At 74.1% G+C, this 14,076-nt stretch carries 11 protein-coding genes and 1 pseudogene; 6 read left to right on the top strand and 6 right to left on the bottom strand.

What is annotated here, in order from left to right; all coding sequences use genetic code 11:
* The first annotated feature begins 286 nt into the window (after positions 1-286).
* Both ABD946_RS03505 and ABD946_RS03500 read left to right on the top strand, forming a co-directional pair.
* Positions 287-448: a hypothetical protein gene (locus ABD946_RS03505; protein ID WP_345279934.1), complete on the top strand. Its 162-nt coding sequence runs from the start codon at positions 287-289 to the stop codon at positions 446-448.
* Positions 448-741, top strand: coding sequence for a hypothetical protein (locus ABD946_RS03500; protein WP_345279932.1), 294 nt, complete (start codon positions 448-450; stop codon positions 739-741). Before ABD946_RS03505 ends, ABD946_RS03500 begins: the two co-directional genes overlap by 1 nt.
* Before the next feature lie 180 nt (positions 742-921).
* Here the strand turns inward: ABD946_RS03500 and ABD946_RS03495 are convergent, their stop codons facing one another.
* Together ABD946_RS03495 and ABD946_RS03490 are read right to left on the bottom strand one after the other, a co-directional pair.
* Positions 922-1,572, bottom strand: a complete 651-nt coding sequence (locus tag ABD946_RS03495) for a response regulator transcription factor (RefSeq protein ID WP_345279930.1) — start codon at positions 1,570-1,572, stop codon at positions 922-924.
* A 43-nt stretch (positions 1,573-1,615) separates the two neighbouring features.
* Entirely contained in the window at positions 1,616-3,271 is a 1,656-nt protein-coding gene (locus tag ABD946_RS03490; protein WP_345279928.1) for a sensor histidine kinase, read from the bottom strand.
* Between the two features lie 381 nt (positions 3,272-3,652).
* On the opposite strand from ABD946_RS03490, the gene ABD946_RS03485 reads away from it, so the two are divergent.
* Positions 3,653-4,582, top strand: a complete 930-nt coding sequence (locus ABD946_RS03485) for a polysaccharide deacetylase family protein (RefSeq protein WP_345279926.1) — start codon at positions 3,653-3,655, stop codon at positions 4,580-4,582.
* A 463-nt stretch (positions 4,583-5,045) separates the two neighbouring features.
* Here ABD946_RS03485 and ABD946_RS03475 read toward each other — a convergent pair.
* The 4 genes and pseudogenes from ABD946_RS03475 to ABD946_RS03460 all read right to left on the bottom strand — a co-directional run.
* Positions 5,046-5,786: pseudogene (locus ABD946_RS03475) on the bottom strand (2-dehydropantoate 2-reductase); the annotation flags it as partial.
* Positions 5,787-5,868: 82 nt separating this feature from the next.
* Positions 5,869-5,994, bottom strand: a complete 126-nt coding sequence (locus ABD946_RS03470; protein WP_345279925.1) for a hypothetical protein — start codon at positions 5,992-5,994, stop codon at positions 5,869-5,871.
* Positions 5,995-6,096: 102 nt separating this feature from the next.
* Positions 6,097-6,864 (bottom strand): hypothetical protein, encoded by a 768-nt coding sequence (locus ABD946_RS03465; RefSeq protein WP_345279923.1) that lies wholly within the window; start codon positions 6,862-6,864, stop codon positions 6,097-6,099.
* A gap of 171 nt (positions 6,865-7,035) precedes the next feature.
* A complete protein-coding gene (locus ABD946_RS03460) occupies positions 7,036-7,722 on the bottom strand; it encodes an AAA family ATPase (RefSeq protein ID WP_380150023.1) in 687 nt (228 codons plus the stop codon).
* Positions 7,723-7,994: 272 nt separating this feature from the next.
* Here ABD946_RS03460 and ABD946_RS03455 point away from each other — a divergent pair, with 272 nt between their 5' ends.
* The 3 genes from ABD946_RS03455 (at position 7,995) to ABD946_RS03445 (ending at position 14,058) form a co-directional block, all read left to right on the top strand.
* Complete coding sequence (locus ABD946_RS03455; RefSeq protein ID WP_345279922.1) at positions 7,995-8,855, top strand: ATP-grasp domain-containing protein; 861 nt, start codon at positions 7,995-7,997, stop codon at positions 8,853-8,855.
* A complete protein-coding gene (locus tag ABD946_RS03450) occupies positions 8,852-9,628 on the top strand; it encodes an ATP-grasp domain-containing protein (protein WP_345279921.1) in 777 nt (258 codons plus the stop codon). Before ABD946_RS03455 ends, ABD946_RS03450 begins: the two co-directional genes overlap by 4 nt.
* A 140-nt stretch (positions 9,629-9,768) precedes the next feature.
* Positions 9,769-14,058, top strand: coding sequence for an nSTAND1 domain-containing NTPase (locus tag ABD946_RS03445; RefSeq protein ID WP_345279919.1), 4,290 nt, complete (start codon positions 9,769-9,771; stop codon positions 14,056-14,058).
* Positions 14,059-14,076: the final 18 nt, after the last annotated feature.

Genomic DNA, 14,076 nt, shown 5'->3' with positions numbered 1-14,076 from the left:
GGAAACGGCGGCGGCTGGTCGGCCGGGGGGCGGTGGTGTCCCGCTCCTGCGCTGCGCTGCTGATCGGAGGTGCCTTTCCCGGAGGTGGAACGTGTTCTCGGAAGGGCCGCAGCATAGGGACGACGGCGGGAACCGGTCAACATGCGCATGGCGGGGGACGGGGCGGGGAAGGTCGTGGTGGAGTGGAATATGACAGCGGATCAGTCCGCCGGTCCGTGGAGCGGCAGCGATCAAGTCCGGGACACGGTACGGTCGGTACGTTCCGTGCACGGGAGGTGACGGTAAGGTGGCCGAGGCGCAGCTCTGCCCCGCCTGCGGGGGTGGCCGGGTGACCGAGAAGATCGAGCACACGGTGGAGACCGACGGCCGGGGCGACCAGGTCGCGCGCGAGCACCGGTACCTCTCGCCCTGTGGCCGGTGCGGTGGTACCGGGGAGGTGTGGGGCTGATGCGGCTGGTCTTCGTCTGCCAGGAGTGCGGGGTGCACTACCTGCCGCCGGAGGACCTGCGGTACGGGGACGGCAGTGCGGCGAGCCCGCTCTGGTGCGGCCCCTGCCAGGGTCGGATGGCCGAACTCGGCGTCGGCGAGCCCGCCTTGGCGGCGGCGTTCGCCCTGCGCGCCGCGCGGGCGGCCGCCCTGGCGTCAACGGCGACCTCGGAGGACGAGGGCGCGCGGCGTACGCGCGCGCGCCGTCCGGCCCGGGCGGGCTCCGGGCCGGGGACGCGGACGCGGCTGCGCTGAGCTGGCAGCGGAGTCGGGTCACACCAGGGGCGCGGGGAACTGCGCGAGTACGGAAGGCGGACCACCGCCAGATCGGGGCACGCGAGCCAGTTGCACGTCCTGCCGTTCCCCGGCGCGCAGTTCCCCGCGCCCCTGGTGTGACCACTTCCGCGGGCTACGTTCGCCCTGCTGCCCCGCGCGTCAGCCCTGGGCGTCGCGGGCGAGGAGGGCGGCCTGGACGCGGTTGTCGCAGTGGAGCTTGGCCAGGATCCGGCTGACGTAGGTCTTCACCGTGGCCTCGCTCATGTGGAGGCGGGCTCCGGCGTCGGCGTTGGAGAGGCCTTCGCCGAGCAGGTCGAGGACCTCGCGCTCGCGCGGGCCGAGGGTGGCGAGCCGGGCCCGGGCCGTGGTGGCGCGCGCGTCGGCGGCCGGGGCGGCGGCCAGGCTGTCGACGATGTGGCGGGTGGCGGCGGGGGAGAGGAAGGCGTGCCCGACGGCGGCCGCCCGGACGGCCTGGATCAGCTCGGCAGGGGCGGTGTCCTTGAGCAGGAACCCGGCACCGCCGGAGGTGACGGCCCGTAGGACGTTCTCGCGCTCGCCGAAGGTGGTCAGGATCAGGGCCCGGGCGGAGGGCGCGTAGCGGGGCAGCTCGGCGAGCGCGCCGAGCCCGTCCAGCACCGGCATCCGGATGTCCAGCAGCAGCACGTCCACCGCGTGCGCGCGGGCGAGCTCCAGCGCGGCACGGCCGTCGCCCGCCTCGGCCACCACCTCGATGTCGTCCTCGCTGGCCAGGATCATCCTGATCCCGGCGCGGATCAGCGGTTCGTCGTCGGCGACGAGGACTCGGATCACGGTGCTGCTCTTCCCTCCCGGAGCGCGGCGACGATCACCGCACTCATCCGTCCGCACGGTACTGCACCTTCTCCACCAGCACGCCGTCGCGGAAGCAGAGCCGGGAGACCTCGCTGGTGGAGATCCCGTCGGGCTGGTCCTCGGAGAGGAACCAGGAGCAGTCGGCCCCGGCCGGGACCGGCGGGCCCTGGCGCTGGAAGCCCTCGGTGAGGAAGCCGCTGCCGCGCGGGAGCTGCCGGCGGACCTCGGCCTCCGGTTGGCCGATCCGGAAGGAGGCGTAGGTGTCCTGCGGGAGGGTGGTGTTGTTCAGGGAGTCGACGAACTTGACGCCGCCCCAGACCAGCAGCCCCACCAGGACCAGCAGAACCGCGCCGGCCGCCACCGCGCAGCCGAGCGCCGGGCGGCGGCGCTTGAGCGGGGCGGCCCCGGCGGGCAGGGTCAGGCCGAGATCGGCCTCCAGGTCCTCCCCGGCCGGGCGGCCCGTGCCGTCGTACGGGAGCACGCCGGCCAGGCGGTAGCCGCCGTCCGGGGTCGGGCCGGTGTGCAGCATGCCGCCGAGCAGCCGGGCCCGTTCGCGCAGGCCGGTGAGGCCCTGGCCGCCGCTGACCGGGGCGTGGGCGGGGCCACCGGGAGCGGTGGGCGGGCAGGGGGAGTTGACCACCTCGACCAGCAGGGCGTCCGGCTCGAAGCGCAGGGCGACGGTGATCGGGGCGCCGGGCGCGTGCTTGTGGGCGTTGGTCAGGCCCTCCTGGACGATCCGGAACGCGGCGTGGCCGGTGGCGGTGGTGGCGCTGCGCGGGCCCTCGTGGTGGGCGAGGGTCACCTCGGCCCCGGCGGCCCGGGAGCTCTCCACCAGCCGGGGGATCTCGGCCAGGCCGCCGGTCAGCTCCTCCTGCGCCTGGTCGTCCTCGCGGAGCAGGCCGATCACGCCGCGCAGCTCCCGCATCGCGTCCACGGCGGCCTGCCGCAGCACGCCGACCGCCTCGCGCTGACGGTCGGTCAGCGTGCGGTCGACCTCCAGGGCGCCGGTGTGCACCGAGATCAGGGCCAGCTGGTGGCCGAGGCTGTCGTGCATGTCCTGGGCGATCCGGTGCCGCTCGCGCAGCCGGGCCTGACGGGCGATCATGACCCGCTCGCGGAGCAGCTGGGCGTTGCGCTCCTCCAGCGCGGTGAGCAGCGCGCGGCGCTGCTCCCGGTAGCGGCCGAAGACGGCGGGCAGCACGGCGAGTACCAGGAAGGCGCCGACGGTGACCCCGAGCAGGGCGGGAAGCGGCAGCTTGTCCCGGTCGGCGACCAGGTCGTAGACCAGCATCGCGAGGAAGGCCACCACCGAGGCGACCACCGCGTCCCGGGCCCGGGTGACGCGCTTGCCGAGCGACCAGCCGGCCGCGATCAAGGTCGGCAGCCAGGCGGCGACCGGCCCACAGCCGACCGAGGCCAGCACCAGGACGGTGCGGGGCATGCCGCGCCGCAGGAGGAAGAGCAGGGCCGCGCCGGTGGCGGCCAGCGCGGTGCGCAGCGGCGGGCCGGAGGCCGCCAGGTCGAGCAGGCCGGCCAGCGCTCCGGAGAGCACCGCCCCCGTGGTCTCCCGGGTGACGGTGCGTCGGTTCCAGGGGCCGGGCAGGACCACCCGCACCAGCCTTGCCCGCAGTGCTGCGGCCCGGCCTCCGCCGGAGTCTTCAGTGTTGCGCTCGCTCACCCACGCGAGGCTAGACGACGGGGCGGGTCCGGTGGCAGTCGCCGATGGTCGCGGCGCGGGTGCGACGAAAGTCGCGGGCGGGAGGGAGTGGGGAGGGCGGCCCGCGACCGGAGGGGGTGCGGGCCGCCCGGCACCGGCCGGGGCCCAGGGCTGAGGAAGTCGGGGCGGCCGGTGCCTTCGTCCGACGACGCTACGCCCCGGAGCGGGGGAGCGGACAGACTCACCGGTGCACGGGCGGGGCCGGTGGGATGTCACGAGTGCACGGTGGGGTGCCGGTGCCGGTGCCGGTGCCGGTGCCGGTGTGGGTGGCGGCGAGGCATTCGGTGGACCTGGTGGCGTGGCGAGGTGGCGGCGGGCCGCGCGTGCGGAAGATGTACTGGTATGGCTTTCGGATCAGCTCACCCACGGGCCCGCCTCCTGGCGGGCCTCTGTCTGGCCGTCACCGCCGCCGGCTGCGGCTCGCTGCCCACCGCGCCGGGGCGCGACACGGCCCCGCCGCCGGCCGTCGCGGCCCGCCCCGCCGAGCTGCCCGGCCGGGCCGAGCAGCAGGAGCGCCACGAGGTGGCCGTGCCCCGGGCCGTCCCGCTGCGCGGACCCGAACTGGCCGAGCTGGCCCGGGCCTGGGGGCTGGACGCGCCGCCGCTGCCCGCGCCCGCGCCGCCCGCCGTGAAGCCGGTGCTGCGCGAGGACGGCCCGCACGTCCGCCTGCAGGGGGACGGGCTGCCGCCGCTGGTGCGCCGGGTGCCGACCACGGACAAGGTGGTCTTCCTGACCATCGACGACGGACGGGAGAAGGACCGCCGCTTCAACCGGATGATGCGTGAACTCGGCGTCCCGTTCAGCGCGTTCGTCTCCGGCTACCTGGCCCGTGAGGACTACGGGTACTTCCGCGAGCTGAACGAGCAGGGAGTCCGGGTTAACAACCACACGCTCAACCACAAAGACCTGCGCCGGCTCGGGTACCAGCGCCAGCACGAGGAGATCTGCGGCCAAGAGGACGAGCTGGTAAGGGAGGTGGGCCCGCGCCCGGCTCTCTTCCGGCCCCCGTACGGGGAGTTCACCGCCGACACGCTGCGGGCGGCCGCCTCCTGCGGCGTCACGGCGATGCCGCTCTGGAACGAGGAGGCCTTCCCCGACCGGATGGAGTACCGCCACCTCGACCAGCGGCTCCACCCGGGCGACATCATCCTCACCCACTTCCGCGGCCCCGAGGAGTGGAAGGGCTCGATGACCGACCTGGCCCGCCTGGTGATCCGCACCGCCACCGAACAGGGCTTCGCCCTGGCCCGGCTGGACGACTACCTGGGCTGACCCTGCAAAGGGTCAGAGGTCCTCGCCGCCGGGGGCCGCGCCCCTCGTCGCCGTCGACCTTCTTCCCCATGGACATCACGAAGCCCATGATCACCGAGATGAGTGCGACGGCCCCGGTGAAGGCACGCCCCATGACCGGCAGCGCATCGCCGGAGAACAGCACGCTGAGGAACACCAGGGTGCCCACCACGATCATCGCGATGCCGGCCCCGCGGTCGTCGTCCATCCGTACCTCCCGCCGGATCTCTACCCCGTTCGGGACGCACCATCCGCCTGGATGCCTCAGTCGCAACGGAGTTGATGGACCCTCAGGTGGAGGGTCGCCACGTCGAGCAGGGGGGTCGGGACGCCGAGGGTGCGGGCGCGGGCGGTGAGGTCGCCGAGGAGGTGCTCGACCTCGGTGGGGGAGGCCGGCGGCGAGGTCGCGGGCCAGGGAGGCGGTGAGCGGGGAGCCGGGGGTGGTGACCATGGTTCGGGTGAAGGCGAGTTCGGGGGCGGGGACGGGGAATCCGGCGGACTCGGCGACGGCGGCGCACTCGGCGAGGACGGCCTCGGCGAAGGCGGTGCCGCCCGGTGCGGCGTTGACCTCGCCGACGGTGCCGCGCATCAGGGCGGTGACGGTGGCGAGGGTGGTGATGAAGACCCACTTGTGCCACATCGCGGCCACCGCGTCCGGGGTGGGATCGGTGGGGATGCCCGCCGTGGTGAGGGCGTCGCGGATGGCGGTGACGCGCCCGGAGAGCCGGCCGTCCTGCTCGCCGACGGTGAGGTCGACGGGCGGGGCGAGTTGGACGATCTCGCCCTCGGGGCCGAGAGTGGTGACCACCTTGGCCACGCCGCCGAGCACGGCGGGCGGGCCGAAGCGGGCGTTCAGCGCGTCGAGGTGGGCCAGGCCGTTGAGCAGCGGGACGATCGCGGTCCCGGGGCCGACGGCCGGGGCGAGGTCGTCCAGGGCGGTCTGGAGCGCGGTGGCCTTCACCGAGAGCAGGACCAGCTGGTAGCCGTCCTCCTTGAGCTCGCCGGCGGTGACCAACTGCGGCTCGGGCAGGTGGAGTTCGGTCAGGCCGGTGATCCGCAGGCCGTGCTCGCGCAGCCGGGCGGCGCGGGCGGGCCGGACCAGGAAGGTCACGTCGTGCCCGGCCCGGGCGAGCCGGGCACCGAAGAATCCGCCGGTGGCACCGGCGCCGACGACCAGGGTCTTCATCAGGTACTGCCCTTCCTGTCCTGGGGAATCCGCCAGGGACAGCGAACGGCGCGGTCCGGTGATTCCCGGTGGCCGGGAAGGGTCAGTGCATGGTGCCGCTGGTGCTGCCGAGGGCCCAGACCAGGAGGGCGACCAGGCCGGCCGACAGCACGAGGAGGGCCAGGCAGCCGGACAGGCCGCCGAGTCGGAGGTTCCGCTTCTCGCTCACGGGCCCATCCCAGCGGGGTGGTCAACGAACAGTCAAGAGTGATGGTGGAGTTGGGACGGGAAGTGTGAGGTCGGGTTCAGCAGCCGGTGGCGGCGGTCGGGCTCAGCGGTCGGGGGCGGCGGCGCGGCGGAGGGCGGCCTCGGCGTGGTCGAGGTGGGCGGTGAGCTCGGCGCGCAGCGTGGGCAGCAGGGCGAGGGCGGCCGTGGCCGCCTCGGGGGAGGGGGAGCGGTCGGTGTGCACGGCGGTGACGGCGGCGCGCAGCGGCATGGGGGCGAGGGTGGTCTCCCAGGCGGTGCGGTGCTCGCCGGTGGCGTAGCGCGAGGTGAGGTACTCCAGCGGGTCCAGGCCCAGGCCGTCGGTCTCGCCGGGGCGGGCGGGCTCGTGGGAGGGGAGCAGCCAGGCGACGCCGTCGCGGGCGATGAGTTCGAAGGCGCGGTGCTCGTCGGGGACGGCCCAGCGGCCGGTGCCGGTCGCGCCGGTGGTGGCGGCGGTGAGGAGGCGGTCGAGCATGGCCTCCTCGCGGGGGCCGGTGGTGCGCTCCGGGTAGGGGCGGTCACCGATCATCTGCTCCAGGTGGTAGCGCTGGCCCCAGCTGCCCACCCAGCGGCGCAGCGAGCCGGACCTGGTCTCCCGGATCGCGGCAAGCACCACCGCGCGCGGCGTCAGGTCCCGTCGGAGCAGCACCTGCTGGTGGTCGGCGCCCTCGTGCCGCAGCGCGGCGCGGACCTCGGCCATCGAGGGGCCGTCGTACCAGCGGAGCGTCCAACTGCGCCGCTCCGGGTCGTACAGCGGCTCGACCGGTGTCCGGTGCTCCGCGCCGAGGCGCTCGGCGAGCCGGCGCAGACGTGCCTCGCGCGCGGTGTCACTCATGGCAGTGTCCGTCATGACCGCACCCTAGCCAGCGGCGCCGCGCCCCACCGGCGACCCGCCGCCGGGCTCACCCGTCCTGCCGCACCTCGTCCTGCCGCACCCCGCCCACCGGTGCAGTCGGGACAGTACGGGCGCGGAGTTGACGGACGGTGAGCCGGAACGGGTGCCGTTTCAGCCGGTGAAGGTGATCCGCTCCAGGTCGAGCGCGCCCGGGCGGGAGAGGACGACGGTGCTGGCGCAGCCGGGCAGCGGGCCGCCGGAGAGCGCGGCGTGCAGGCGGCCGGTGGCCCGGCGGTGGCGGGTGAAGGCGTAGGCGGAGACCCGGCGGCCCCGGGCGAGCTGGCCCTGCCGGGCCTGCTGGGGGGTGGAGTCGAGCACCAGCAGGTGCAGCCTGCGGCCCTGGGCGGCCGCGGTGCGGGAGAGCCAGGCGCGGACCCAGGGGAGGGTGCCGCAGTCGTGCACCACCAGCGGGCCGCCCGCCAGCAGGGCACGCCGCAGCCGGAGGTAGTGGTGGGCCCGGACCAGGGGACGGTAGAGCGCGTAGGGGAGGGCGGCGGGGAGCCGGGCGGCCCAGTGCTCGCGGCTGTGCTGGGAGTCGATCACGGGGGCCGTGGAACAGCGGCCCATCAGCGTGGACTTGCCGCTTCCGGGCAGGCCGGAGACCACCAGCAGGTCACCCGCGGGGTAGGCCAGGGTGCCGGGGACGGGCAGGGCGCGCAGGTCGTGCAGGTCGCGCGGGCGCAGGGTGGGGCGGGCCGCGGTGTGCCCGCAGCCTCCCCGGTGCTGCGTCGGTACTCGGTGCCCGGCCGGCCGGGCCTCCTCGGGCCTGACGTGGTCCGGGGTTACGGTGTCGCGCACTGCCCCTCCTCAACGGCCCTCCCCTCGCCCCGGCCGGCGGGCCGGTGCCCGGGTGGGCCTTTTCCCAAGAAAGGGTAATGGGAGAGGCGGACAGCCGTCCCTGACCTGCCCGTTCCGCGGCGGGCTCGGGACGAAGCCGTGACATCGGCCGTCGGACTGTGGCAGGTCTGTGGCCGATTCCTTACGGGGCGAATGATCTTGTGGTGCCCGATTCATGGCAAGCTGGGCGGTCTCTGACGACGAGACGGCTGGCGGGTAGGGGGCGAAGGCGGATGAGGATCTGCTTCCTGGTGGAGGAGCTGTACCGGAACGACGGCATCCCCCGGGACGTGGTCCGGCAGCTCGCGGACTGGGGGCACCGGGTGGACGTGCTGCGGCCCAGCGGCTCGCTGCTGGCCCTGGACGGGCTGGTGCGGGCGGGCAGCCACGACGTGTGGGTGCTGAAGACGGTCTCCGGCGGGCCGGGGCTCGGCCTGCTGGAGGCGGCCTCGGCGGCCGGCCTGACCACGGTGAACGACGCCCGCGCGATCCGGGTGGTGCGGGACAAGGTGTCGGCCGCCATCCGGGCCGCCGGGCAGGGCCTTCCGGTGCCGCCCACCTGGGCGGCGGCCCGGCCGTCCGACCTGGCCGGTATCCCCGGGGACTACTACCCGCTGGTGGTGAAGCCCGCCGAGGGCAGCCGGGGCCGGGCCGTCCGCCGGGTCGACTCGATCGACCAACTCGCCTCGCTGGAGGCGGAGTTCGCGGGAGAGGGGATGCTGATCGCGCAGCCCTGGGTGCGCAACTCCGGGATCGACCTCAAGGTCTACAGCGCGGACGGCGAGCTCTTCGCCACCGAGCGGACCTCCCCGCTGGTGGCGGGGGAGCGGACGGAGCGGGCGGTGCCGCTGGGCCGCGAGGTCGCCGACATCGTGCACCGGATCGGCGAGCTCTACGGGCTGGACCTGTTCGGCGTGGACGTGGTCTTCGGGCCCGACGGGCCGGTGGTGGTGGACGTCAACGACTTCCCGAGCTTCCGTCAGGTGCCGGACGCGGTGCCGCGGGTGGCGCGGGCGGTGCTCAACCTGGCCCGGCGCGGCTCCTCCGTGCCCGCACCGCGGTCGGTGGTCCCGGTGGCGGGGGCGGTCTGGTGAGGGTCGGGGTGATCTGCCGCGACCCGGGCCATCCGCTGCTGGTCGGTGCGGCGCGGGAGCTCGGTGCGGCCGGGCACCGGGTGGAGTGGGGCGAGCCGGACCCGGCCGACCCGGCCGACGTCTACCTGCTCAAGGCCCGTACCCCGGCGGCGCTCGGGCTGGCCCGGGCGCTGGAGCTGCGCGGCGCCGTGGTGGTGAACTCCCCCGGGGCGACCGGGAACTGCCAGGACCGCGCGTGGATGGCGGCCACCGTCCTGGCGGCCGGGCTGCCGTTCGTGGCGACCTCGGCCGGGCCCCAGGGCTTCCCGGCGGTGGTGAAGAGCCGCCACAGCCGGAAGGACGACCTGGTCGCCGGGGTCCGGGACGCGGCGGAGCTGGCGGAACTGACGGCCCGTTGGCCGGGGGAGCCGTTGGTGTACCAGCCGTTCCTGCCCGGGGACGGCTGGGACCACAAGCTCTGGGTGGTCGGCGAGCAGGTCTTCGGCGAACTGCGCCGCTCCGAACTCGCCGACGGGGACCGGCGGTCCGTCGACCACCGGCCGCGCTACCCGGAGTTGGCGCTGCGCTGCGGCGATGCCTTCGGCCTGACGGTGTACGGCGTCGACGTCCTCGAGGTGGCCGGCGAACCGGTCATCGTGGACGTCAACGCCTTCCCGGGCATCCGCGGCCAGGCCGGCGCCCCGCGGGCACTGGCGGAGCTGGTCGGAGCGGCGGGCCCGGCGGGCGGCTCCGTAGGCGGCTTCGGAAGTGGCTTCGGCGGCGTCCGGCCCTGATGGCGCCCCGTCAGGTGCCCGATCGATCCGCCGTGCCACAACCCCCCTCCGGTGACTGGATGGTTCGTACCGGGGAAGTCTTGTACGGGCCGTGCGCGGAACAGGCGACGGCGTGGCGGGGCGATTCCGAGGGGGAGACCATGGCGTTCCACGGAGAGCTGCCCGTCGGGGCGCCCGGACCGCACGCCCTGAACGCGGCGGTGCTGCGGATCCGGGACCTGCGGGGAGAGGCGGTGGGCCTGGGATTCCTGGTCTCCCCGCACCTGGCCCTGACGTGCGCGCACGTGGTGTCGGCGGTGCTCGGTACGCCGGACGACCAGGAGCCGGCGCCCGGCGCAGGGCTGCACGTCGACCTGCCGTTGTCGGCCGCCCCGGGACCGGACCGCCCGGCCGCGACCGCGAGCGTCGAAGCATGGCTGCCGCCGCTGGAGTCGGGCGGGGGCGACGTGGCCGTCCTGCGGCTGGACGCCGCACTGCCCGGGGCCGCCCCCGTGCGGCTGGTCGAGGACGACACGGTGTGGGGCCACCCCGTGCGGGCCTTCGGCTTCCCGGCCGGGCGCCCCGGTGGGGTGTGGCACGCGGGAGTCCTGCGGGCCGGGCAGAGCCAGGGGCTCGTGCAGGTCGACCTGACGGGCGAGGGGTATCCCGTCTCCCGGGGCTTCAGCGGGACTCCGGTGTGGGACGAACACCTCGGCGGAGTCGTCGGGATGATGGCGGTCGCCGAACCGGGGAAGCCGTCGGCCAGCTACCTGATCCCCGCCTCCCGGCTCCTGGCCTCGTCGCCCGGCCTGCGCGAGCTGGCACTGCCGCCGTCGCCGTTCCGCAGCCTGACGGCGTTCCAGGAGGCCGACGCCGCACTCTTCCACGGCCGACAGGAGGAGAGCGACGAGCTGGCGCGGGCCCTGGACCGCGACCAGTGGGTGACCCTGGTGGGCGGCTCCGGAGCCGGCAAGTCCTCCCTCGCGCTGGCCGGGGTCGTGCCGCGCCTCCGGGCGGAGGGCGCGGCGGCCGTGGTGGTCCGTCCGACGGCCGGGAGCAGTCCGCTGGCGGTCCTGGCGGCGGCGCTGCTGCCGCTGCTCGAGCCCGAACTGTCGGAGACGCAACGCCTGCTGCGGCTGGCCGAGTTGACGACCGTCCTGCGACAGGGGGGCCTGCCCGACCTGGTCCCCCGGCTGCTGGACGTGCAGGGCCGCCACCGGCTGGTGGTCGTGGTCGACCAGTTCGAGGAACTGCTCGCGCTGGCGCCGCGGGCGGCGGACGAGCTGGCCACCGTCCTCTTCACCGATGCCCTCCCGCCCACGGTCCGGGTCCTGACGACCCTTCGGGCGGACTTCCTGGAGGCCGCACTCGCCCATCCCGTTCTCGGGCCGGCCCTCAGCCGTCGGGTCCAGGCACTCGGACCGCTGAGTGCCGCGCGCCTGCGGGAGGTGGTGACCACTCCGGTCGACGCCGTTCCCGGTGTGCGGTACGAACCCGCCCTGGTCGACCGGATCCTCGCGGACGCCGGAGCCGAGCCGGGCACCCTTCCGCTGCTGGGGTTCACCCTGGACCTGCTCTGGCAGCGCCAGCGCGGCGGTCTGCTGAGCCACCAGGCGTACCGGGACCTCGGCGGAGTCACCGGCGCGCTGAGCGAGTACGCGGGGAAGGCCTGGGACGCCCACGTTCCGGAGGAGGATCTCGCCGCCGCGCGGAGGCTGTTCACCCAGCTCGTCCGGGTGCCGCTCGGCTCTCCGGCCGTGACCCGCCGCCCGGCCCTGCGCGGCGACCTGGGGGAGCGGGAGTGGCGGATCGCCCAACGCCTCGCGGGCACGCGACTGTTGGTGACGAGCCTCGACGTCGAAGGCGCCGAGACGGTCGAGCTCGCACACGAGGCCCTGATCACCGGCTGGGAGCGGTTGGCCGCATGGGCGGCGGAGGACCGGTCCTTCCTGGAGTGGCGCGAGACGCTGCGCCACGACATGGACCGTTGGGAACACGGCGGGCGATCGCCGGAGTTGTTGCCGACCACCGCGGCCCTGGAGACGGCCGGGGCGTGGCTGGCCGAGCACGAGGGTGACCTGACTCCGGCCGAACGCTCCTACCTGGCCACTGGGTCGGCGCACCGGCGCTCCCGGCGTCGTCGCGCGCGTGTGCTGCGGTCGGCGATTGCCTGCGTCGTGGTTGCGGTGGTCACCTTCGCCACGCTGTTCGCCTACGCGCGCCGACAGAGCGAGGAGCGCGACGCGCTCGCCACCTCGCGTGCCCTCACCCAGGCGTCCCAGGACGACACGTCCCTCGATCCTGCCCGTTCGGTGATGCTGGCCCTCGCGGCGTACCGGACCGCGCCGACCCAGGAGGCCCGCAGCCAGCTGCTGCGGACCTATCTGGCGCACTCCGAGAAGCAGCGCATGCTCTCCGGACTGCTGGGAACCGTCCAGGACTTCCAGACCAGCCGTGACGGGAACGTGGTGCTGGCCGTCTCGCGGCTCGGCAGGGCGACACTCTTCGTCCACGCGCTCACCGGAGACGTCCGCATCACCCAAGTCCCCTCCGTCGGCCAGGTGTTCTATCCGCTGGTCTCGGCCGACGGGAAACGGGCCGGCTACGTCCAGGAGGACGGGAAGGCCGCCTGGTTCCCCGTCGACCAGGACGCGAGCCGGCCGATGGGCGCCCTGCACAGGCTGCCGTCGGTACCGGGGATGTCCACCAAGGCGAACCACTACGTCCGCCCCTCGATGTCGCTCGACGGCCGGGTGATCGTCAGCAGGGTCAAGGACGAGCTGATTTGGTGGGACCTGGACCGCGACGCCATCGACCGCTCGACCCCCGCACCCGCGGACCGCGAGCAGGAGTCCTACAGCATCCAGATCGGCCCGGACAACCGGAGCCTGCTGGAGGTCCGCAACGGGCAGGGGACCAGGAACAACCAGTCCCTGCTCGCCTGGGACCCGACGAATGGCACGGCACGGACGGTCATCAGCGGGATGGACGCGATCACGCTCTCCGGTGACCGGACCGCGGCCGTGGTCTGCCACCGGCCCCAGCCCGCGCAAGCCGTGCTCCACCTCGTCCGGGTCTCCGACGGCGGGCAGGTCGGAGAGTCCCGCAGTGACCAGGACGACGGGACCGCTCCCTGCTCCAGCGGGGTCGTCACCGAGACCGGCACCACCGCCGGGATCGTGCACGGCAACGACCTCATCATGGTGGACCTCCTCCAGGGCAAGGAAATCTCACGGACTCCCATGGGGCGGAGCTTCTCCTGGGTCCGGCTGGTCTCCGCGAACGGACGACTGTTCCACGTCACCGATGAGGACTCCTACATCACCTTCGCCGACCTGTCGGACGGCGGCGTGCTCAACGTCGGCCAACAGGCGCTCACCAACGACGGGATGCGGACCGTCAGCATCCTCGCCGACGGATCCGCGATACAGCTGCGACCCGCGATCGGGGACAACAGCGTCCTGCTCGCCGAGGCCAAGCGCCGCGAGCCCTACTGGGAGCCGTCGGAGCAGACCGACCTGATGAAGTTCGACCGGACCGGGGCCCTGCTCGCCACCAGGGAGGGGCGGAACGTGATCGTGGTCCGCGATGCCTCGACCCTCGGCCAGGTGTCCGTCATCACGGCGGCCGAACCTCCCGCCCGGGCCCAGGACAAGCTGACGACCCTGGTCTGGGGTGTCGATCCGTCGGAAAAGTGGGACTTCAGCTACCACTTCGTCGGCACGAAGGTGACCACGATCTCGGGGACGCTGGTGCAGCAGTGGGACCCACGGACCGGCCGGGAACTCGTGCGCCTCGACGTGAAGAGCCTGCTACCCGGCGGAGGCCCTGAAGGGACGCCGGACATCGGGATCGGCCTCTACGACGAGAAGAAGGTGACCCTGGTCGTCTGGGGCGATCCCGAGGTCCGCATCGTCGACATCACCACCGGTACGGTCACCGAGACCGTGAAGACCACCGACGACGTCCTCGGCGTGCAGTTCGAACCCAGTGGCCGCTACTTGGGGTTGCTGCGCCGGGGGGCGATCGTCGAGCTGTGGCAGCGCCACCCCCTCCGTAGGGAGCTCGGACCGCTGCGCAGCATCACCGAGGGGTATCCGAGGAACGCGACCATCACGCGGTTCATCGACGACGAGGGCCGTTTCATGGTCGCGTCCAACAACTCCATACGGATCTACCGGGTGGGCAAGCAAGTACCCGAGGAGTCCTATGAGTTCGGCCCCAGGTCCGACTCCTTCCTCCGTCCCTACTACAGCTTCCCGGCCCTCTCGAGGGACGCCGGCACCGTGATCTACATCGGCCCGAAGGGGCACGTCGGCTCGCTCCGGCTCGACCCGGCGCTGTGGCAACGAGACCTGTGCAGGATCATCGGGAACCGCCAGTTCACCGACGAAGAACGCGCCAGCCTTCCGGCGCGGGTCCCGACCGAGCCCCTCTGCGCCGACCACTGACCGCGCCGGGCCGCTGCG

It is taken from the genome of Kitasatospora albolonga (genome assembly GCF_039535905.1).
In the GTDB taxonomy this organism is placed as follows: Bacteria; Actinomycetota; Actinomycetes; order Streptomycetales; family Streptomycetaceae; genus Kitasatospora; species Kitasatospora albolonga.
The sequence above is the reverse complement of the archived record's forward strand: the minus strand, read 5'-3'. Positions and strand labels throughout refer to the sequence as shown.

Bases quoted from the DNA above. Each gene is read 5' to 3' on its own strand.
- ABD946_RS03500 (WP_345279932.1), top strand. From the start codon at position 448: ATGCGGCTGGTCTTCGTCTGCCAGGAGTGCGGGGTGCACTACCTGCCG.
- ABD946_RS03485 (WP_345279926.1), top strand. From the start codon at position 3,653: ATGGCTTTCGGATCAGCTCACCCACGGGCCCGCCTCCTGGCGGGCCTC.
- ABD946_RS03465 (WP_345279923.1), bottom strand. From the start codon at position 6,864: ATGAGTGACACCGCGCGCGAGGCACGTCTGCGCCGGCTCGCCGAGCGC.
- ABD946_RS03455 (WP_345279922.1), top strand. From the start codon at position 7,995: ATGAGGATCTGCTTCCTGGTGGAGGAGCTGTACCGGAACGACGGCATC.
- ABD946_RS03445 (WP_345279919.1), top strand. From the start codon at position 9,769: ATGGCGTTCCACGGAGAGCTGCCCGTCGGGGCGCCCGGACCGCACGCC.